This window comes from Ruegeria sp. HKCCD7628 (assembly GCF_057221005.1).
In genome coordinates, this window is the sequence record NZ_JBWVBA010000004.1 from 252,347 (window position 1) to 272,499 (window position 20,153).

Here is a 20,153-nt window from a genome sequence, read left to right on the forward strand (position 1 = left end):
GAGACGCACATGCAGGCTGTTCTGAATTTCCCCGATCTGTCGCCCGAACTGTTCTCGATCTCACTATTGGGGATGGAGTTCGCCCTACGTTGGTACGCGCTGGCTTATATCGCAGGCATCCTAATCGCGTGGAGGCTGGGGTCAGCGGCGCTGAAACGCCCCGCGCTTTGGGCGGATAACACGCCGCCGATGAAACCCCAGCAGCTTGAGGATCTGATCACTTGGATCATCCTTGGGGTGATTCTGGGTGGTCGACTTGGGTTCGTGCTGTTTTATCAGCGCGACTACTATCTTGCGAACCCGGCGGACATTTTGAAAGTCTGGCAGGGTGGCATGGCCTTTCACGGCGGTCTGCTGGGGGTGATTGTTGCCTCTTACATCTATGCGCGCCGTCACAAGATATCGGTACTGCCGCTGGCTGATCTCATTGCCCACACTGTTCCGCCGGGGTTACTGCTGGGACGGTTGGCCAACTTCATCAACGCCGAGCTTTGGGGCCGCCCCAGCGAGTTGCCATGGGCGGTAATCTTCCCCGGCCCTGCCGCGCAAGACTGCCCCGGTGTGCTGGTTGGCATGTGTGCACGTCATCCCTCGCAGCTTTACGAGGCCGCGCTGGAGGGGTTGCTGCTGGGGGCTGCGCTGCTGTGGCTGGTCTACCGCAAGGGCGCGCTGCGCAAACCCGGACTGGTTATGGGTGTGTTTCTGGCCGGGTATGGTGCGTCCCGGTTCATCGTTGAGTTCTTTCGGCAACCGGACGCACAGTTTATCTCGGCCGGAAACCCACTGGGACTGGCGTGGCCTATTGGCGAATATGGCCTGACCATGGGGCAGCTCTTGTCGCTGCCAATGATCGCGCTTGGCCTATGGTTCGCCCTGCGCGCGCGAAACGCGCGATGAGCCTGATTGACCATCTGCTGGAGCGCATCGCGCAAGACGGCCCGATGACCGTGGCCGACTACATGACCGAATGCCTGCTGCACCCGACGTATGGCTATTACACCACACGCGACCCTTTGGGTACGCAGGGCGATTTCGTCACCGCGCCTGAAATCAGTCAGATGTTCGGTGAATTAATCGGCCTAAGTCTGGCGCAAAGCTGGATGGATCAGGGGCACCCAGATCACTTCGTTCTGGCCGAGCTTGGGCCGGGGCGCGGAACACTGATGGCGGACATCCTCCGGGCCACACGCGGGGTCCACGGGTTCCATGATGCGGCTGAAATCGTGTTATTCGAAGCCTCACCGACGTTGCGCGACATACAGGCAGAAACGTTGAAGGATTTTGCACCGCGCCGGATCACAACGCTCACCGACCTGCCCGACGCGCCCTTGTTTCTGGTCGCCAACGAGTTCTTTGACGCCCTGCCCATCCGCCAGTTCCTGCGCGACGGCCTGGCGTGGCGCGAGCGCCTTATCGGGGCTAAGGGCGAATCGCTGACCTTCGGACTGGGTGCTCAGGCGGATCAGGTCGCTCTGACGGACCGATTGCAAGACACGAAAGATGGCGATCTGGTTGAGCTTTGCGCGGCAGCTATCCCCATCCTGACCGTCATCGCGGGTCGAATCGCCAGCCACGGCGGTGCCGGTCTGATCGTGGATTATGGCGACTGGTATTCGCTGGGCGACACGTTTCAGGCCCTGCGCGGGCATGAGCGTGTGAATCCGCTGGATACACCCGGTCAGGCGGATCTGACCGCGCATGTGGATTTCGAACCTCTTGCCCTGGCAGCACGTGCCGCCGGTTGCGCCTATTCCCGCCTGACCTATCAGGGCGTGTTTCTGGAACGGCTTGGCATTACCGCCCGTGCGCAAGCTTTGGCCAAACCGCTCGGCGGGTCCGAGCTTGATACGCTGGTGACCGCACATCGCAGGTTGACGCATCCCGAGGAAATGGGAAACCTGTTCAAAGTACTGGGGCTCTACCCCTCTTACGCGGCACCTCCACCGGGACTGGAACCATGACACTGGAAATACTGACCTCGGACATGCTGTCAGACGTACGCCACGGCTTTTTCAGCCGCCGTGGCGGAGCGTCATCAGGGGTGTTTTCCGGCTTGAATTGCGGCTACGGCTCGTCAGACCAGACCGAGGTTGTTTCGATCAACCGGGCGCGTGTGGCTCAGGCGATGGAGGTCGAGCCCGAGGCGCTTATTGGCGTACACCAGGTGCATTCTCCGACCGTGGTTAAGGTTGACGCACCGATGAACGGCGAGCGTCCACGCGCGGACGCAGTGGTCACAGCTACTCCGGGCTTGGCCCTGACCATACTTACAGCGGATTGCCAGCCCGTTCTTTTTGCCGACACCCACGCAAATGTTATCGGCGCGGCCCACGCAGGGTGGCGCGGGGCTTTGGACGGCGTTCTCGAATCGACTCTGGACGCCATGGAAGAACTGGGGGCAAAGCGCGAAAACACGGTCGCTGTGATTGGCCCGTCGATTTCGCAACAAGCATATGAGGTCGGGCCTGAGTTCCTGGATGATTTCGTCGCAGAAACGACAGAAAATCTGCGTTTCTTCGCAAATGGGGAAGGCGACAGGTTGCAATTTGACCTTCCCGCTTACGGTTTGCATCGCCTTCGACAGGCAGGCGTAGGCCAAGCTGAATGGACCCGGCACTGCACCTATTCAGACCCCGACAGATTCTATTCCTACCGGCGATCTACGCACGCCAAAGAAGCGGACTATGGCCGCCTTATTTCTGCAATCAAATTGTAGACCTAGACTGAATTGTGGCGATTTCGCCGCTTTTTTGCCACATTCTTTGTGTCTACCTGAGTCGTAACAAGTTGAGTTTTATTGTCCGCTCTCAGGTGTTTATCTGCCGATGCTCCAGCAGTGTGAGACAGTATGAAGAAAGAGGAGCTGCTAACCTTCATTTTGTCCTGAATTGATCCCGGATCAGCCTTATCGCTGCCTCAATATGGCGTCAGATTGGCATACCAAAGGGAAATGGGGCCCAAAAACCCCAGAGGAGCAGGACCAGATCATGAAGGTAAAATCTCGCTTTCTGAGCGCCGTTGTCGCGGCGACCAACGAAAAGACGCCGGAGATGCCGTGGAAAAGCATTTCCAGCGACTCGGTCAGGGTTGCCCGTCGTTTGGCGGAAGGGGTCTGATCGTGACGCCCAGGGTACCAAGCTGCCGGTTCCAGGGGCCAAGACGCGCATCGGAGGGGTGCTCCGGCCCGATGCGTGACCTGCCGCAGGTATTTTCCGCGGTCAGGTTCAGGGGCGTTGTGTGCGCGGGTAATTTTCGCCGGCGTTGTTGTGAGTTTGTCTGGGGGGTCAAGATGTTGACCAAAGGTGTGCTGAATACCATCACGTTGCGACGTCGGTTTGACGCTCGCCCTGAGGTCGCCCTTTCATTCAAAACAAAGAAAAAGATCGGTCAGACGGGCCTGTACGGAGGGTTCAACCTGTCTGCACGGATGATAGAAGGGACGGAATAAAAATGCCTATTCCACATTCGCTTTCGCGCGCGGCCAAAAACGCCGTCGATACTTCGGCGATGCTGCGGGATGCGCCAAGGGACAAACCAAAGGCGCAACTGCGGCGCTATGAAGTGAGCGCGCTGCTGCCAAATGGCGATATCTCTCAGACCCGCCATATCGCGCCCGCTTTGCCGATGTTCGAGGACGCATTCTGCGCCTTTACCCGAGGATCTTTAATTGAGACGGAAACCGGCCCGCTCGCGATTGAGGACCTGCTGCCCGGTGATACTGTACTGACGCAGGATGGCTCGTCTCAGACTGTGCTATGGAAAGGCTCTGTGACCCTGGTTCCCGGACGCGAGGATTCCCGAGGTCGGACTCGCCCTCTGACGCGGATCATGGCCGACACATTCGGGATGCAGAAACCTCTTTCAGGCGTTATCGCGGGCCCAGCGGCGCGGTTGGTTGGAACCCCGTCCCACCTGCGCCATCTGCACGGCAATGAGACCGTTTTGACCCCGGTTCACGAATTTCAGGACGGAATGAGCGTGGTCGAAACCCTGCCGCCAACGCCGATCGAACTGTTCCATATCTGTCTCAAGCGCCATTCTGTGATCAAGATCGACGGGCTGCAGTTCGAGACGTATCATCCCGGTGTCAATGCAGTTCGGATGATCAGCCATTCCTTGCGCTCGATCTACCTGAACCTGTTCGCGCATGCCGATTCGCTGAATGATTTTGGTCCGCTGCTGATGCCGCGTGCTGGCGACGGAGAGGTGGACGCGATCACAGCGTAAATTTTTGTCAGTGCTGCAGAGTGGGGGCTTTATGCAGATTCTTTTGGGTTGGGTGCTGTTCCTGATCGTTACAGCGATTCTTCCGCCATGTTGTTCCGCACATAAACGGATGCGCTTCAGGCCATCCGGTTCATGCGTTCTTCCAGAACATCGAACGGCACACCGGGCTCGTCCTTAGCGCCTCGAATCACAAGCGATGTCTTAACACTGGCCACATTTGGGGTGGTCAGCAAATCGCCGGTCAGGAACCGCTGAAAACTGCTAAGGTCAGGGGCGACGCATTTCAGGATGAAATCAACCTCGCCATTCAGCATGTGGCATTCGCGGACCAAGGGCCAGTCGCGGCACCGCTCTTCGAAGGCGCTCAGTTCGGTCTCGGCCTGACTTTCCAAACCAACGCTGGCAAAGACCTGAACCTCGAATCCCAACTTTCGCGCGTTCACTTCGGCGTGGTAACCGCGGATCAGGCCGGATTCCTCAAGCGTACGGACGCGCCGCAAACACGGAGGCGCAGAAATGCCGACACGTTTCGCAAGTTCGACATTGGTCATTCGACCGTCTGCCTGCAATTCCGCCAGAATTTTGCGGTCAATCTCATCCAGCTGTGTCGCGACCATAAAATGCTCCTGATTTTTCGGTTGTTATATCAGCACCCAGAAGATGCGCAATAATCTTTCGCGTTAGCGCAATATTCTTTATTTTAAACGCCCTATTTATGGGCGCCATTCGCGTAATGCATAGCGGTTCTCTGTCAGGAAGGGGCTTTAAGCACCGCCATCGGGTCGCTATATCCAGTCGCCAAGGGGCCACGCGCCCACATCAGGCAGATCGAGTTGGGGGTACCATGGCCGAAACGAAACACACCAAGGTTCTGATCATAGGATCGGGGCCCGCCGGATACACGGCGGGCGTTTATGCCAGCCGCGCAATGCTGGAACCGATCCTGGTTCAGGGCATTGAACCCGGCGGTCAGTTGACCACCACCACAGAGGTCGAGAACTGGCCCGGCGATACAGAGGTTCAAGGCCCCGACCTGATGGTTCGTATGCAGGACCATGCTAAGGCAATGGGATGTGAGATCATCGGTGACATCATCAGCGATCTGGACGTCAGCAAACGCCCCTTCACTGCCAAAGGCGACAGCGGCACGACCTATACAGCTGATGCAGTCATTCTGGCGACCGGCGCACGCGCAAAATGGCTTGGGCTGCCGTCCGAGGACAAGTTTAAAGGCTTTGGTGTCTCGGCCTGTGCCACCTGCGATGGGTTCTTCTATCGTGGACAGGAAATCGTTGTCATTGGCGGCGGCAACACTGCCGTGGAAGAAGCTCTGTTTCTGACGAACTTTGCCAGCAAGGTCACCTTGATCCACCGTCGCGACGAGTTGCGGGCCGAGAAAATCCTGCAGGATCGCCTGATGAAAAACGAAAAGATTGAACCGCTTTGGTTCCACGAGCTGGATGAAGTGCTTGGCACCGATGCGCCTTTGGGCGTTGAGGGCGTGCGCGTCAAGAACGTGAAAACCGGTGAAATCTCTGAGATTCCTTGTAAGGGCGTGTTTATTGCCATCGGTCACGCCCCTGCAAACGAGCTGGTCAAGGACACGCTTGAAACCCACATGGGTGGCTATGTCGTGACCAAGCCGGGTTCGACCGAGACTTCCATACCTGGCGTATTCGCCGCCGGTGACTTGACTGACCACATCTATCGTCAGGCCGTTACCAGCGCCGGTATGGGCTGCATGGCAGCGCTGGATGCCGAGCGGTTCCTGGCGGAGCAGGACTAGCCAATGATAGAATTCTCCGGCCCGGTCTGGAGAATTCTGTTTCGAACACATTCAGACGCCCCTTTGGCCCCCGCTCGGGCGCCAGAGGGGCGTTTTCACTATGCAGGTCAGACCGCACTTTATGCATCTCTCAGCCCCGAAGGGGTCGAAGTCGCGATACGTCGCTATGTATCGCGCGATGACCCACCGCGAATCCTGCAACGTGCAAGGATCACAGAGGCACGTCTTGTCGACCTGAGAGGTCAGCCCGAAGCATCCATCGTTTGGCAAGACATTGCAAAAACCTGCGGGCGTTCTCCAACCTGGCAATTCTCGGACAAGGCTCGAGCTTTAGGTGCCGATGGCATGATCTATAGCTCTCGATCACGGCCCCAGCTCAGCCATGTGGTTCTGTTCCGTACCAGTGCCCGGCTTATTTGCGTCGATGCGCCGTCAGAAACCTGGGTACCTGCTTATTCTTGACCCGCCCGCGCGCCCGTATCAGACTCGGGGTACAAGGCAAGAATTCACAGGTGACCTGAAGTGAAGAGCGTATTGTGGCAAGGCGGGTGGATAACCCGGCTGAGGATTGGCAGTGGCCTGATCCTTTTCGCGTTTGCATTCCTGCACTTCATCAATATCGGCTTGGGCCTGTTCCACACCGATTACCTGCACGGAATGCAAGACGGCCGCCACGCTGTCACCCGTCACGACATCGGCAGCGCCTTGCTCTATGCTGCTTTGTTCATTCACTCGGGTCTGGCGCTCTATTCGATCAGTCAACGCAAAACACTAAAAATGCCGCTGAGCATGGCATTGCAGATTGTTCTGGGATTGCTGATCCCGCTGCAACTGATCGCGCATATCGTTCACACACGTTACGCGCACGAGGTGTTCAACGTGAACGACGAGATGGGATACATCATCGCGCTGATGTGGCCCAGCTCGGCGATCTGGATGCAAAGCATGCTCTTGCTGGTCGTTTGGGTGCACAGCTGCATTGGTCTTCATATGTGGCTGCGGTTGACCAAATGGTGGCCCAAAACAGTCCCCTATCTGATCGGATTGGCCGTGTTCGTCCCGTCATTTTCGATGGCGGGACTATTGACAGAAGGGCGGCGGATTTGGGCCGATTTCGGCGACCCGTTTCTGCGCGACCAATATATCGAGCATTACAATTGGCCGTCGCCCGAAGAATTTCAGGCTCTGTTTAGCGTCAAGGACAATGCGCTATTGGCCTTTTGGATCGCTCTGGGTGTTTCGTTGGCCGTGTTTGCGGGACGCAAACTTCTACGGCGCAGACATTCGGTCCGCGTTACATATGTCGAAGGACCAGAGGTCGTCGCTGAAAAAGGCATGACCCTGCTTGAGATATCGCAGGCCAATGGCATCCCACATACGGCCCTGTGCGGTGGCAAAGGCCGCTGCACCACGTGCCGAGTCATTGTCGAAGACGGTGCGGCAGAGCTTCCGGCTCCAAGCGAAGTTGAAGCCCGCAGCCTTGCCGCAGTCCGGGCGCCCAAAGGCGCGCGGCTGGCTTGCCAAATCCGCCCGACTCAGCCGATTACGGCCTTTCGAATGTTTCGTCCTGATGGCCTTCGAAACCGCGCACATGCCAGCCAAGGCCAGGAACGTCAGCTTGCCGTTCTGTTTCTGGACATGCGTGGGTTTACGTCGCGCACGACGGGACAGCTGCCCTATGATATTGTCTTCCTTCTGAACCGTTTTTTTGACGCGATCGTTCCTGCGATCACTGCCGAAGGTGGGGTGGTCGACAAATACATGGGCGATGGTCTTTTGGCCGTGTTCGAAACCGCCGACCCCGCAAGTTCCGCCCGTGCTGGTTTGATGGCCGCAGCCGATGTCAGCCGCGCACTGGAACGATTCAACAAGCAACTCAACGCAGAAGGCAGCTCGCATATTCGCATAGGCATGGGGTTGCATCTGGGTGATCTGGTTCTGGGCGAAATCGGTGCCGCCGGAACAGCGACACGCACCATTATCGGAGACGCGGTCAACGTTGCCAGCCGGTTAGAGGCAGAGACCAAAACTCTGGGCGTCGAGCTTTTGGTCTCAGAGGACCTTCTGCGCGCGGCCGGATATGACGGTGACGAAACGGGGCTACAGTCTTTCAAACTAAGGGGGGTTTCCCGCCCAATTCCTGCGTTACCGGTAAGGAACGCCACCTTACTGGCGCTTAGGATAGCTGCTTAGGAACACATGGCCTAGAACTTGCCCAATTGCCGACAATTCGAAGAACCACAGTCGGCATTTGCATTTGAATGTGGAAAATTCTTCCAATCCGAGCGAAAACCGCGCATATCGTCCTTTGTTTCATGAATGTATATGGACTTCACCTGATCATCGGGGCAAACGCCCCTTAAACACCTATGAATCACGGGCAAAACTGCCCTTACGCAAGAGTATTCCGATGACGATGTTAAGCAATCTGGCCCCTATCCCAGAACTCTATGTCTCCTACGACTCGGCGCAGAAGCTGAAAGTAGAAGCCGCTGACCTGACCAGTTGGGACCTGAGCCCGCGCCAGATCTGTGACCTTGAACTGCTGATGAACGGCGGGTTCAACCCGCTTAAGGGTTTCCTGTCCGAAGCCGATTACGACAACGTCGTTGAAAACATGCGTCTGGCCGACGGTACCCTTTGGCCGATGCCCATCACGCTGGACGTCAGCGAAGACTTCGCCCAATCAATCGAGCTGGGTCAGGACATCGCCCTGCGTGATCAGGAAGGCGTCATCCTCGGCACCATGACCGTGACCGACCGCTGGACCCCGAACAAATCCCGCGAGGCTGAAAAGGTATTCGGCGCGGATGACGACGCGCATCCAGCCGTGAATTATCTGCACAACACCGCAGGCAAGGTGTATCTGGGTGGACCTGTGGTCGGCATCCAGCAACCCGTCCACTATGATTTCCGCGCCCGCCGCGACACCCCGAACGAGTTGCGCGCCTATTTTCGCAAGCTGGGCTGGCGCCGCATCGTTGCGTTCCAAACCCGTAACCCGCTGCACCGCGCCCATCAGGAGCTGACCTTCCGTGCTGCCAAGGAAGCCCAAGCCAACCTGCTGATCCATCCGGTTGTCGGCATGACCAAGCCCGGCGACGTCGACCACTTTACCCGCGTGCGCTGTTATGAGGCGGTTCTGGACAAGTATCCGGCCTCGACCACCTCGATGTCGCTGCTGAATCTGGCCATGCGGATGGCAGGCCCCCGCGAGGCGGTCTGGCACGGGCTGATCCGCGCCAATCACGGCTGCACCCACTTCATCGTGGGCCGCGACCACGCGGGCCCCGGCAAGAACTCGGCCGGTGAAGATTTCTATGGCCCCTATGACGCGCAGGACCTGTTCCGCCAGTTCCAGGACGAGATCGGAGTCGAGATGGTCGACTTCAAACACATGGTCTATGTGCAGGAACGCGCCCAATACGAACCCAATGACGAAATCGCGGACAAGGATGACGTCACCATCCTGAACATCTCGGGCACCGAACTGCGCCGCCGTCTGGCCGAAGGTCTGGAAATCCCCGAATGGTTCAGCTTTCCCGAGGTTGTGGCCGAGCTGCGCAAAACCAAACCACCACGCAGCCAGCAGGGCTTTACCGTGTTCTTCACCGGCTTCTCGGGTTCCGGCAAATCGACTATCGCCAACGCGCTTATGGTCAAGCTGATGGAGATGGGCGGCCGCCCCGTGACCCTTCTGGATGGTGATATCGTTCGTAAGAACCTGTCGTCGGAACTCGGTTTCTCGAAGGAACACCGCGACCTGAACATCCGTCGCATCGGCTATGTGGCGTCGGAAATCACCAAGAACGGCGGCATCGCCATTTGTGCGCCCATTGCGCCTTACGCCACCACCCGTCGCGCAGTTCGCGAAGAGATCGAGCAATTCGGTGCCTTCTGCGAAGTCCATGTTGCGACCAGCATCGAAGAATGCGAGCGCCGTGACCGCAAGGGTCTGTATAAGCTTGCGCGTGAAGGCAAGATCAAGGAATTCACTGGCATCTCAGACCCTTATGATGTGCCCCAGAACCCGGAGCTGAGCGTCGAGACCGAGAATGTCGAGGTCGACAACTGCGCCCATCAGGTGCTGCTCAAGCTTGAAAGCATGGGTCTGATCGCGGCGACTTAAGCTGACCGCCACATGAAACAGGCCCTCGCGCTGCGGGGGCCTTTTTTGTGATCAGAGCTCGGCGCGAATGGCCGCAACAGCGCGGGCTTCGAAATCACCGTATTCAGCCGCCTTGGGCTGGATCGCCTGTAGATGCGACAGGCGCGCAGCGTAGTCCTCGGGTGAGGCCGCTTGAACAGCGCGGTGAACATCGGCCTCGGATTCGCACAGGATCATGCCGGATGTGTCGAAGAAATCCCCGATATTCGGGCAGCCCCAATAGATCGGAACAGTGGCGCACAGGATCGCATCCGTCAGTTTTTCCGAGAAATAATTCCGTTCCCGCACATTCTCGATCACCACAGAATAGCGATACGGGGCCAGCCCGTCGGATTTCTGGTCAAACGGCATATAACCACGACCCATGATATCGACATCCGCGCCCGTCTCGCGCACCCAGTCGATGACCGCATGACGCAATTGGTGACCTTCCAGATCGCGCTTGGCCGAGGCGATCAACGAACAGGACTTGATCTTTTCGACGGACAACTTCTGCCAGTCCGGCACCATGGTGACGCCATAGGGCAGAAAGACCGCATTCGGGATGCCTTGCAGCAGGACGTCATGGAAGGTCAGCACACGAAAGAACCGACGCCATGTCCAGCGCAGCATCCTGTCGTGTTTTGCGTGGATGGCCGAGGGTTCCCCCATCATCAGCGAAATCTGCGCGCGGGTACCCCGGCGCAACCGCAGATGCACGGTGGAATTGGGATACATGATCAGGTGATCGGTTGGTTCAAGATCCCCGACAGTTTTGCCAGTCAGACGATCCGGGCAACCCTCGGGCCAGATCAGATCGCTGAGAAAAACCGATCTCAGTTTCGGCCCCAACCGGTGCCCATAGGGCAGGATCGCAATTGCGGGCTCAGACATCAATTTCCCTCCGGCAGATTGACCTGCCCACGCATCAGCACATGGCCGCTCCCGGCCACCTTGATGCCGGTCATTGCCTCCGGCGGGCCAACACGCGTAACGGTGGCCTGACCCGGGCGGCCCATGTCATGGCCTTGTTCGGCAACAAAGCTGTCTTTCTCCATCAGACCGTGCTTCCACAGATAGGCCGCCATCGCACCGGTGGCGGACCCGGTAAACGGGTCCTCAGGCGGGCTGGGCGGCGCCAGCAACAAGCGCGAAAACGTGTCCCCGCCATCGGTCGCGCCTTGCAGTGCAACCAGAAACGGCTCGGCCATATCCGAACCCGAGAACCCAGCCATAGCCGCGACCTCACGCAGCGGTCCCTCGGCCAGTTTCGCGGCCCGCAGCGCCGCGTGATCACGCAGGACGGTGATGCAGAACGGCAAGCCGGTAGACACGAATTGCGGCGGTGAAGTGATGGCATCTGTGGACAGGCCGATCGCGGAGGCCACCAAATCAGCCGGCACCTCGGCGCCAAATTGCGGTGCGACCTGAGTCATCTCGATCTCGTCACCGTTCAGGCGGATTTCGACGAGGCCCGCGCCCGTCTCAAGCGTCAGGCTGTCGCCGTCAATCATCCCGCGTGACCGCATGGCGGCCACGGTCGCAATGGTTGGGTGCCCGGCAAAGGGGATCTCGCGGCTGGCCAGAAAGTAGCGAACCCGGATATCAGCGATGTCAGAAGGCCCGGTAAAGGTGCATTCGACCAAAGACGTCTCTTGCACATAGGCCATGCAGATCGCATCGGATAAACCAGCGCCGCCATGCACGACTGCGCACCCATTGCCCCCAAAAGCGCGATCGGTAAAGGCATCTACCCAGTCAAAATCAAACCAGCTCATTCCTCGGACCCTTTGCTTTACAAGGCATATCTCGCCCGGTCAGCGTCGGATGTCACGAGGAAAACGCCCAAAGGGCCGTGTCAGTGCACGGCCACCGGCGAGAAGTCATGCTCGCGCGCGAGGTTGAAGGCCAGCTTACGGTCGGCGACCAAAGCCAGCCGTTGCCCATCCGAATCATGGACGGCATATATCTGATCCAGATCGCCTGCCTGCTCGCGCATTTCTTCTGGCAAATCGGCGACTTCAACCGTTTTGACATAGACGATCCGGTCGCCCTCGGCGTTCAGTTCAATCGGTGTATTCATTGCTCTTACCCCTTTCTTATGTTGATCGTTTGCACCACGGTTTCTGGCACAGCGCGGGTCAGATCCACATGCAGCAGACCATTTTCCATGATCGCCTCGCCCACCTCAACCCCGTCGGCCAGCACGAACATGCGCTGGAATTGACGCGCCGCGATGCCGCGATGCAGGAATATGCGCCCCTCGCTGTCGTCGCGTTGACGGCCCCGGATCACCAGTTGGCGATCCTCGATGGTGATCGACAAATCCTGCTCGGCGAACCCGGCCACGGCCAGCGTGATCCGATACGAAAAGTCCGAGGTCTGTTCGATATTGTAGGGCGGATATCCTTCATTTCCGGCCTTTGCAGACCGTTCCAAAAGGCGTTCCAGTTGCTCGAACCCCAAAAGATGCGGGTATGAGCCCAAGGTAAGTTTAGACACGTATTTCGTCCTTTATTGTCAAAGCGACGTGTGGTGCGGCCCCGTTCTGGCAACCGCGTAGAATAGAATATGGGAATGTAGCCAGATGTCCACAAGGTCTGGCAGGATAAACCCTGACACACTATCTTGTGTGACAAGCACCACAATAACCACTGAGTCGACCATGAACGCCCCCACCGATCTTTCGATGAAAACTGATGACGTTCTGCGGGTCGAGCTGGAGGTTTTTCGCCGCCAGCACCGTGATCTGGACGAAGCGATTGAGGCACTTCAAGGCACCGGTACGGCCGACCAACTGACCATCAAGCGTTTGAAAAAGCAGAAATTGCGGCTGAAAGACATCATCCGTCTGATCGAAGACCGCCTGACCCCCGATATCATCGCCTGACACATTGCCTCGAATGCGGATTTGGCTATAGTGCGCGCTCTCTCAGAAGGCAGGGACATAAGCGGATGAGCGACGTGAAAGTGGGGATCATCATGGGCAGCCAGTCGGACTGGCCCACGATGAAAGAAGCCGCCAATATTCTGGACGAATTGGGCATAGCCTATGAAAAGCGCATCGTGTCCGCCCACCGCACCCCGGACCGGTTGTGGGACTATGGCAAGACCGCCGTATCGCGTGGTCTGCATGTGATCATCGCCGGTGCCGGAGGGGCAGCACATCTGCCTGGCATGATGGCCTCGAAAACCCGCGTGCCCGTGATCGGTGTTCCGGTGCAGACGCGGGCGCTGTCGGGCGTCGATTCGCTTTATTCCATCGTCCAGATGCCCAAAGGGTTTCCGGTGGCAACCATGGCGATTGGCGCCGCCGGTGGAGCCAATGCGGGCCTGATGGCAGCCGGTATTCTGGCACTGCAGGACGACGCCTTGGCGGGCCGTTTGGACGCGTGGCGCGATGCCCTGTCAGCCTCGATCCCGGAAGAACCGCAAGGATGAGCCGCGTCGGGTTCATTGGAACTGGCCATATAGCAGCGCCGATTGCACGGCTGCTGGCACGCAAGGGGCATGATATTTATGTGACTGAGCGTAATACCACTGTCTCAGCCGCGCTAAAGGCCGACATCAACGCAACCGTCGGCGACCCGCAATCAGTGATCGACCAATCGGACATCTTGTTTCTGTGCCTTCGGCCTCAAGCCGCGCTTGATGTGCTCGAACCTCTGAGCTTTCGCCCCGATCATCGGATCGTATCGGTTATGGCGGCGGTGTCCGAAACGGACCTCAGATCGCTTTGCACTCCGGCGGAGGATTTCGTGCAAACAATCCCTCTGGGCTTTTTAGAAAACGGCGGCTGCCCCATGGCAGCTTTTGGAAATGATCAGTTGTTGGCCAATCTGGTCTCACCCGAGAACTCGGTTGTTAAAGTCGCAAATGAAGCCTCGCTAAATGCCCATTTTGCGATCTGCGCGATGGTTCCCGGTGTTCTGGACTTGTTGGCAACCGGCTCGAAATGGCTAGCCGAACAGACTGGTGACGCTGACGGAGCCGAGTTCTATACGACCCAGTTGATAGCAGGATTTCTTGCGTCCACGGAAAAGGATCGGGCGGGTCGGCTTGCTGCAGAACGCGATGCGCTGGCAACAGAGGGAACTCTGAGCTTGCAGATGACGCAGGCATTGCAAACGGACAAGGCCCACAAGGCGCTGCGCGACGCCCTGACGGCAATCGGCAAACGGTTGGAGACCTGAACAATGACCGACATGCTTGCACCAGGCAACACGATTGGCATCCTCGGTGGTGGACAGCTGGGGCGGATGCTGTCCGTCGCGGCGGCTCGACTGGGGTTTGTGACCCATATCTTTGAACCCGGTGCCAACCCGCCCGCCGGTCAGGTGGCCGACCGGGTGACCACGGCGGCCTATGACGATGCCGACGCCCTGCGCGCTTTTGCCGAATCCGTCGATGTCATCACCTATGAATTCGAAAACATCCCGACCGAGGCGCTGGACCTGCTGGAATCCCACCGTCCGATCCGTCCGGGGCGCGAGGCGCTGCGGGTTAGTCAGGATCGCCTGACCGAAAAGAATTTTCTGCAAGGGCTGGGCCTGCAGACCGCGCCTTTTGCAGATATCACCGATCTCGACAGCCTGAAGGCCGCGATTGATCAGATCGACACGCCTGCAATCCTGAAAACCCGCCGCTTTGGGTATGATGGCAAAGGGCAAGCCCGGCTGCGCGCACCCGGGGATGCCGAGACCGCCTTGGCCGATATGGCGGGCGCCCCTGCGATCCTGGAAGGGTTTGTGGAGTTCAGCCACGAAGTCTCGATCATCGCGGCGCGCGGGTTGGATGGGCAGGTCGCCTGCTTTGACCCCGGCGAGAATGTGCATCGCGATGGCATCCTGCACACGACGACGGTGCCCGCTCGCCTGCGCCCGGCGCAACGCACGGATGCGGTGCTGTTGGCAGCCAATATCCTGAACGCACTGGACTATGTGGGCGTGATGGGGGTTGAGCTGTTCGTGACGCCGCAGGGCCTGATCGTGAATGAGATCGCGCCGCGCGTGCATAATTCGGGCCACTGGACGCAGAATGGCTGCGCGGTGGATCAGTTCGAGCAGCATATCCGCGCGGTGGCCGGGTGGCCTTTGGGCGACGGTCAGCGGCATTCGGATGTGGTGATGGAGAACCTGATCGGTAACGACATGACCCGTGTGCCTGAGCTGGCGCAGGAACGAGACGTGGCACTGCATCTTTATGGCAAGGCCGAGGTTAAGGCAGGCCGGAAGATGGGGCATTTCAACCGTATCGTCCGCTGAGAAATCGCGCTGGCGCGCGATGCCTCCGGCGGAGGTATTTTTAGCCAGATGAAGCGCGGATCAGTTGAAGAACCGGGCCGCGATATCCCCGGTCATATAGCTGATCCGACCCCTGGCCATTGTTGCGGCGACCCGGTGGGTGTTTTTGTCCAGAATGGTCAGGTCGGCGCGTTTTCCGGGGGCCAGCGTGCCCCGGTCGGTCAGGCCCAGCACCTTCGCGGGCCCCGAAGAAACCATCGCCCAGGCCCCGACCATATCCAACAGGCCCGATTTGGCCAGCATCAGCGCCGCGCGGCGCGGGCTTGGGTAGTGGTAGTCCGAGGCCAGCGCGTCGCACAGTCCCATCGTGATCAGGTCCAGCGCGCTGACATTGCCCTTGTGCGATCCGCCGCGCACCACATTGGGCGAGCCCAGAATGATGTGGTCGCCTGCGGTATGCGCGGCCTCAGCCGCGTCGAGCGTTTCGGGGAATTCCGAGATTTGCGCCCCGCGTGCGCGCCAGTCTGCCCGGGTTTCGGCGGTGGCGTCATCATGGCTGCCCATGCGCACCCCCTGCCCCGCCAATGTCGCGCACAGCTGATCCAGCGCCGCTGGAACGTCACCGCAACGGGCATGCATGGAGAGCAGCATCTCAAAATGTTTGTCCGGGTTGCGCCCGGCTTTCAGCGCCTGTCCGGTCAAGCGCGGTGGCTTGCGCCCTTCGGCCAGACGGTCATGCGGCAGGTGGTCATTGAACACCACATAGGGCACCTGCCAAGCGGCGATCTTTTCGGGCAGACCGGCGTAGTCGTTCAGCATATGCGTCTCAAACCGAAGTTGGGGAACCAGGTCGGTCACCACACGGCCTTTAACCGAGGCAATCGCATCAAACACCTGACCAGCGAATGCTGGGCCGCGCACGCCGCCCTCCCAACTGTAGAACTGCGCCAGAACGGCGGTGGTAATGCCGTTGGCGGCCAGTTCGGCCTCGACCGAGAGGATGCCTTCGTCCATCTGTTTCATCGCACCCCGGCGCGGGGCGATGTGGCGTTCGAACCCGTCGCCGTGCAGGTCGATGATGCCCGGCAGCACCAGATAGCCGGACAGATCAATAGGGCGCCCGGTGGCATCCGCCTGTATCACACCGTCCGCCAAGAACAGGTCGGTCGGGATCAGGCCATCCTCCGGAAGCAGAACCTCTGCGCCGGTCAGGGTCAGGTTCAATGTGCTCATTCGGAACGCTCCGACTCGGGCTCGGAGCAATCCTGCCCGATGCAGATCTCGTCGATGATATCCTGCACCCCGTCCAGCCACGTGATCTGAGGATCAAATTGACCGAATTCGATGAAGTGCAGCGCCTGTGCCATGACGCGCGGGTTATTCATCATAAAAGTGTGGGTCACTGGCAGGACGATATGGTCCTTCATGCCCGCGACCTTGGTGCTTTCGACCGAAACCTTGCCGTCATCCGGCCCATCAATCATCGAGGAAAACAGTGGGTTCAGTGTGTCTTTGCCCGCAATCACGCCCAATTCAAAATCCACCGGCGGCAACATGCGCGGAAGGCCCTCGGGGCCGGTGCCCAACGCAAGGCCGGCGGGGCCGTTCAACATGCCGAACACCTCATAGGCGCTAAGTTCGTCCACCAATTGGCTGCCCTGGTTGGGCGGGCCCAGCATGACCACGCGGCCCAGATTTTCGGGTATGTTGTCCTGCAGCCAATAGCGCAGCAGGATGCCGCCCATCGAATGGGCCACCACGTTGACCGTATCCTCGCCACAGGCCGCGAACGCATCCGGCAGGGTCTGGTTCGCAAGGTCCGGGATTGGCAAGTCGGTCGAGGGGTAGCCCGGTCGCACAACCGTATAACCATGCGCCTTGAACAGCTGATCCATTACGGTAAAAGACGCCTCGGTCCGTGCAAGCCCGTGCAAAAGCACTACGCATTTCGCTTGGGCCGCAACCGGCAGAAGGAACAGAATTAAGGTCAGCAGAACTCTCATAGCGGCCAGATAAGCCCTAAGCGCGAGTGATGAAACCCCTAGCGCGGTTTCAGGCGCAGAACAGCCAGCGCGATACCGCCCAGCACAAGTGCCGCACCAAAGATCAGGCGCAAGCTGGCGACCTCACCCAACAGAACCGCACCGCCCAAAATGGCAATGATCGGCACGCTCAACTGCACCACCGCCGCCGTGGTCGGGGCCAGTTGCGGCAATACGCGGTACCACAGCGCATAGCCCATCCCCGAGGTGACACCGCCCGACACAGCCGCCAGCACATATCCCGAGCCAGTCATCTGCCAATCGCCCCCGACGGTCAGCAAGGCTAACGCCGTCACGGGCAGAGCGACCACGAAATTCGCCGCAGTCCCGGCCAGAGCATCCGGCTCGGACCGACCAACCAGCGAATAGATCGCCCACCCGATCCCGGCGGCTGTCATCAGCGTCGCGCCAACCGGACTGACGTGCACCTGATCTGTGGGCCAAAGCACCCAGGCCAATCCTGCCAGCGCGATCACCGCGCCAGCGATCTGGCGCACGGTAGGCAGGGCCCCGGTAACAGAGGTCACGGCAAACATCGTGATCTGCACGACACCAAACAGGATCAACGCGCCCAATCCCGCATCCAGCGTCAGATAGGCAATCGAAAACCCGATCATGTATAATGACAATGACCCTGCCCCTGCGATCCGCCGCATATTCCGAAGCGGCAGATTTCCCCCTTTGAGGAAAACAAGCGCGGCCAGAACAAACGCCCCGGCCAGTACGCGCACAGTGGCAAATCCGGCCGGATCGCTTGCCCCGCTGTCGATGGCAAGCCGGTTGAGAATCGAGTTGGCCGCAAAGGCAACCATGGTTAGGGCCGTCAACAGGAACAGTTTCATAACAACCGCATAATGGGTTTAGGGCCGTTTGCACATTCACAATCTGGCGCGAGGATTGAAACGAAACGGGGCCGCCCAAAGGCGACCCCGTTCCTAAGCTCTGCGGCTTCCCTTCCGGCAGCTTGGCCTTTTGGCCAAGCGCCTGTCGGGCTCGTCAAAATTCGCCGGGGCGAATTTGACGTGCTTACATCATGCCGCCCATGCCGCCCATGTCGGGCATGCCGCCTGCAGCGGGTGCGTCTTTCTGGGGCTTGTCGGCAACCATTGCTTCGGTAGTGACCAGCAGGCCAGCAACCGATGCTGCATCTTCCAGTGCAGTACGGACAACTTTGGCCGGGTCAATCACGCCGAACGAGAACATGTCGCCATATTCTTCGGTCTGCGCGTTGAAGCCGAACGCGGCGTCGCCGCTTTCGCGGACTTTGCCAGCAACAACTGCACCGTCAACGCCTGCGTTTTCAGCGATCTGGCGCAGCGGCGCTTCGATTGCCTTACGAACGATGTTGATGCCTGCGTTCTGGTCAGCGTTTGCACCTTCCAGAGCTTCCAGTGCTTTACCGGCCTGAACCAGAGCAACACCACCGCCTACAACAACGCCTTCCTGCACAGCAGCGCGGGTCGCGTTCAGAGCATCGTCCACACGGTCTTTACGCTCTTTCACTTCCACTTCGGTCATGCCGCCGACACGGATAACAGCAACACCGCCTGCCAGTTTGGCAACGCGCTCTTGCAACTTCTCACGGTCGTAGTCCGACGAGGTTTCTTCGATCTGAGTGCGGATCTGAGCAACACGTGCTTCGATCTCGGCTTTTTCGCCTGCACCGTCGACGATGGTGGTTTCGTCTTTGGTGATTTCGATTTTCTTGGCGGTGCCCAGCATGTCCATGGTGACGGACTCGAGCTTCATGCCCAGATCTTCGCTGATGACCTGACCGCCGGTCAGGATTGCGATGTCCTGCAGCATGGCTTTGCGACGATCGCCGAAGCCCGGTGCTTTGACAGCAGCAATTTTCAGGCCGCCGCGCAGTTTGTTGACAACCAGAGTTGCCAGCGCTTCGCCTTCAACGTCTTCGGCAATGATCAGCAGCGGCTTCTGCGATTGGATCACCTGCTCCAGCAGCGGAACCATCGGCTGCAGCGAGGACAGTTTCTTTTCGTGCAGCAGGATCATGCAGTCGTCGAGTTCTGCGATCATCTTGTCTGCGTTGGTGACGAAGTAAGGCGACAGGTAGCCACGGTCGAACTGCATACCCTCGACAACATCGGTCTCGGTTTCCAGACCTTTGTTTTCTTCGACGGTGATAACGCCTTCGTTGCCAACCTTCTGCATCGCGTCTGCGATCTGCTGGCCGATTTCGGCTTCGCCGTTGGCCGAGATGGTGCCAACCTGAGCAACTTCTGCCGAGTCTTTGACTTCGCGCGAGGCGTCTTTGATGCCTTCAACAACCTTGGCGGTCGCCAGGTCGATGCCGCGCTTCAGGTCCATAGGGTTCAGGCCAGCAGCAACCTGCTTGAGACCTTCGCGCACGATGGCTTGGGCCAGAACGGTTGCGGTGGTGGTGCCGTCACCGGCTTCGTCATTGGTGCGGCTGGCGACTTCTTTCACCATCTGCGCGCCCATGTTTTCGAACTTGTCTTCCAGTTCGATTTCCTTAGCAACCGAAACACCGTCTTTGGTGATGCGCGGTGCGCCGAAGGATTTATCCAGAACCACGTTGCGGCCTTTGGGGCCCAGGGTCACTTTAACCGCGTCGGCCAGGATGTTTACGCCTGCCAGCATCCGGTTACGGGCATCGGTGTCGAACTTGACGTCCTTTGCAGCCATGTCGTTTCTCCTTGAGAAATTAGTTGTAGATGAAGATCAGA

The 20,153-nt window shown here is 58.8% G+C and carries 24 protein-coding genes; 14 read left to right on the forward strand and 10 right to left on the reverse strand.

Features of this window, described 5'->3' with window-relative positions; genetic code table 11:
* The first annotated feature begins 9 nt into the window (after positions 1-9).
* The 6 genes from lgt to AC2TAD_RS11790 all read left to right on the forward strand — a co-directional run bounded on the left by lgt (position 10) and on the right by AC2TAD_RS11790 (position 4,227).
* Positions 10-897 (forward strand): prolipoprotein diacylglyceryl transferase, encoded by an 888-nt coding sequence (gene lgt / locus AC2TAD_RS11765; protein WP_480867842.1) that lies wholly within the window; start codon positions 10-12, stop codon positions 895-897.
* Positions 894-1,961 carry a class I SAM-dependent methyltransferase gene (locus tag AC2TAD_RS11770; protein WP_480867844.1) on the forward strand — a complete coding sequence of 356 codons (1,068 nt, stop codon included), beginning with the start codon at positions 894-896 and terminating at the stop codon, positions 1,959-1,961. The genes lgt and AC2TAD_RS11770 overlap by 4 nt, the downstream gene beginning before the upstream one ends.
* Complete coding sequence (gene pgeF, locus AC2TAD_RS11775; protein ID WP_480867846.1) at positions 1,958-2,716, forward strand: peptidoglycan editing factor PgeF; 759 nt, start codon at positions 1,958-1,960, stop codon at positions 2,714-2,716. Before AC2TAD_RS11770 ends, pgeF begins: the two co-directional genes overlap by 4 nt.
* Positions 2,717-2,987: 271 nt before the next feature.
* Entirely contained in the window at positions 2,988-3,116 is a 129-nt protein-coding gene (locus AC2TAD_RS11780; RefSeq protein ID WP_269149638.1) for a hypothetical protein, read from the forward strand.
* A 173-nt stretch (positions 3,117-3,289) separates the two neighbouring features.
* Positions 3,290-3,448 carry a hypothetical protein gene (locus AC2TAD_RS11785; protein WP_170352357.1) on the forward strand — a complete coding sequence of 53 codons (159 nt, stop codon included), beginning with the start codon at positions 3,290-3,292 and terminating at the stop codon, positions 3,446-3,448.
* Between the two features lie 2 nt (positions 3,449-3,450).
* Positions 3,451-4,227, forward strand: coding sequence for a Hint domain-containing protein (locus tag AC2TAD_RS11790; RefSeq protein WP_170352356.1), 777 nt, complete (start codon positions 3,451-3,453; stop codon positions 4,225-4,227).
* A 116-nt stretch (positions 4,228-4,343) separates the two neighbouring features.
* Here AC2TAD_RS11790 and AC2TAD_RS11795 read toward each other — a convergent pair whose 3' ends face one another.
* Positions 4,344-4,844 carry an Lrp/AsnC family transcriptional regulator gene (locus AC2TAD_RS11795; protein ID WP_480867849.1) on the reverse strand — a complete coding sequence of 167 codons (501 nt, stop codon included), beginning with the start codon at positions 4,842-4,844 and terminating at the stop codon, positions 4,344-4,346.
* A gap of 227 nt (positions 4,845-5,071) precedes the next feature.
* Between AC2TAD_RS11795 and trxB the strand changes: the two genes are divergently transcribed.
* The 4 genes from trxB (at position 5,072) to AC2TAD_RS11815 (ending at position 10,142) form a co-directional block, all read left to right on the forward strand.
* Positions 5,072-6,013 carry a thioredoxin-disulfide reductase gene (gene trxB / locus AC2TAD_RS11800; protein WP_480867850.1) on the forward strand — a complete coding sequence of 314 codons (942 nt, stop codon included), beginning with the start codon at positions 5,072-5,074 and terminating at the stop codon, positions 6,011-6,013.
* A 3-nt stretch (positions 6,014-6,016) separates the two neighbouring features.
* Positions 6,017-6,475 (forward strand): RES family NAD+ phosphorylase, encoded by a 459-nt coding sequence (locus AC2TAD_RS11805; RefSeq protein WP_480867852.1) that lies wholly within the window; start codon positions 6,017-6,019, stop codon positions 6,473-6,475.
* Positions 6,476-6,535: 60 nt separating this feature from the next.
* Entirely contained in the window at positions 6,536-8,206 is a 1,671-nt protein-coding gene (locus AC2TAD_RS11810) for an adenylate/guanylate cyclase domain-containing protein (protein WP_480867854.1), read from the forward strand.
* A gap of 217 nt (positions 8,207-8,423) precedes the next feature.
* Positions 8,424-10,142: a bifunctional sulfate adenylyltransferase/adenylylsulfate kinase gene (locus AC2TAD_RS11815; protein ID WP_170753371.1), complete on the forward strand. Its 1,719-nt coding sequence runs from the start codon at positions 8,424-8,426 to the stop codon at positions 10,140-10,142.
* A gap of 51 nt (positions 10,143-10,193) precedes the next feature.
* Here the strand turns inward: AC2TAD_RS11815 and AC2TAD_RS11820 are convergent, their stop codons facing one another.
* The 5 genes from AC2TAD_RS11820 to AC2TAD_RS11840 all read right to left on the reverse strand — a co-directional run bounded on the left by AC2TAD_RS11820 (position 10,194) and on the right by AC2TAD_RS11840 (position 12,827).
* Positions 10,194-11,054, reverse strand: a complete 861-nt coding sequence (locus AC2TAD_RS11820; protein WP_480867856.1) for a hypothetical protein — start codon at positions 11,052-11,054, stop codon at positions 10,194-10,196.
* Positions 11,054-11,938, reverse strand: a complete 885-nt coding sequence (locus tag AC2TAD_RS11825) for a PhzF family phenazine biosynthesis protein (RefSeq protein WP_480867858.1) — start codon at positions 11,936-11,938, stop codon at positions 11,054-11,056. Before AC2TAD_RS11825 ends, AC2TAD_RS11820 begins: the two co-directional genes overlap by 1 nt.
* A gap of 80 nt (positions 11,939-12,018) precedes the next feature.
* Positions 12,019-12,243: a DUF1150 family protein gene (locus tag AC2TAD_RS11830; RefSeq protein ID WP_170352348.1), complete on the reverse strand. Its 225-nt coding sequence runs from the start codon at positions 12,241-12,243 to the stop codon at positions 12,019-12,021.
* 5 nt (positions 12,244-12,248) lie between these two features.
* On the reverse strand, positions 12,249-12,662 hold the full coding sequence (locus AC2TAD_RS11835) for an Hsp20 family protein (RefSeq protein ID WP_058280036.1): 414 nt from the start codon (positions 12,660-12,662) through the stop codon (positions 12,249-12,251).
* Between the two features lie 18 nt (positions 12,663-12,680).
* Positions 12,681-12,827: a hypothetical protein gene (locus AC2TAD_RS11840; RefSeq protein WP_170352347.1), complete on the reverse strand. Its 147-nt coding sequence runs from the start codon at positions 12,825-12,827 to the stop codon at positions 12,681-12,683.
* Between AC2TAD_RS11840 and AC2TAD_RS11845 the strand changes: the two genes are divergently transcribed.
* The 4 genes from AC2TAD_RS11845 to AC2TAD_RS11860 all read left to right on the forward strand — a co-directional run bounded on the left by AC2TAD_RS11845 (position 12,826) and on the right by AC2TAD_RS11860 (position 15,424).
* Complete coding sequence (locus AC2TAD_RS11845) at positions 12,826-13,050, forward strand: YdcH family protein (RefSeq protein ID WP_170352346.1); 225 nt, start codon at positions 12,826-12,828, stop codon at positions 13,048-13,050. The two genes, AC2TAD_RS11840 and AC2TAD_RS11845, sit on opposite strands and share 2 nt — an antisense overlap.
* A 65-nt stretch (positions 13,051-13,115) precedes the next feature.
* Positions 13,116-13,601 carry a 5-(carboxyamino)imidazole ribonucleotide mutase gene (purE, locus tag AC2TAD_RS11850; protein WP_170352345.1) on the forward strand — a complete coding sequence of 162 codons (486 nt, stop codon included), beginning with the start codon at positions 13,116-13,118 and terminating at the stop codon, positions 13,599-13,601.
* Entirely contained in the window at positions 13,598-14,353 is a 756-nt protein-coding gene (locus AC2TAD_RS11855) for an NAD(P)-binding domain-containing protein (RefSeq protein WP_480867861.1), read from the forward strand. Before purE ends, AC2TAD_RS11855 begins: the two co-directional genes overlap by 4 nt.
* Positions 14,354-14,356: 3 nt before the next feature.
* Positions 14,357-15,424 carry a 5-(carboxyamino)imidazole ribonucleotide synthase gene (locus tag AC2TAD_RS11860; protein WP_480867862.1) on the forward strand — a complete coding sequence of 356 codons (1,068 nt, stop codon included), beginning with the start codon at positions 14,357-14,359 and terminating at the stop codon, positions 15,422-15,424.
* A 60-nt stretch (positions 15,425-15,484) separates the two neighbouring features.
* On the opposite strand, the gene AC2TAD_RS11865 is transcribed toward AC2TAD_RS11860, so the two are convergent.
* From AC2TAD_RS11865 to groL, 4 genes are all read right to left on the reverse strand, one after another.
* Positions 15,485-16,636, reverse strand: coding sequence for an alpha-D-ribose 1-methylphosphonate 5-triphosphate diphosphatase (locus tag AC2TAD_RS11865; protein WP_480867863.1), 1,152 nt, complete (start codon positions 16,634-16,636; stop codon positions 15,485-15,487).
* Entirely contained in the window at positions 16,633-17,406 is a 774-nt protein-coding gene (locus tag AC2TAD_RS11870; RefSeq protein ID WP_480867865.1) for an alpha/beta fold hydrolase, read from the reverse strand. The genes AC2TAD_RS11865 and AC2TAD_RS11870 overlap by 4 nt, the downstream gene beginning before the upstream one ends.
* A gap of 38 nt (positions 17,407-17,444) precedes the next feature.
* A complete protein-coding gene (locus AC2TAD_RS11875) occupies positions 17,445-18,287 on the reverse strand; it encodes a DMT family transporter (protein WP_480867867.1) in 843 nt (280 codons plus the stop codon).
* Between the two features lie 184 nt (positions 18,288-18,471).
* A complete protein-coding gene (gene groL, locus AC2TAD_RS11880) occupies positions 18,472-20,112 on the reverse strand; it encodes a chaperonin GroEL (RefSeq protein ID WP_480549186.1) in 1,641 nt (546 codons plus the stop codon).
* Between the last annotated feature and the right edge of the window lie 41 nt (positions 20,113-20,153).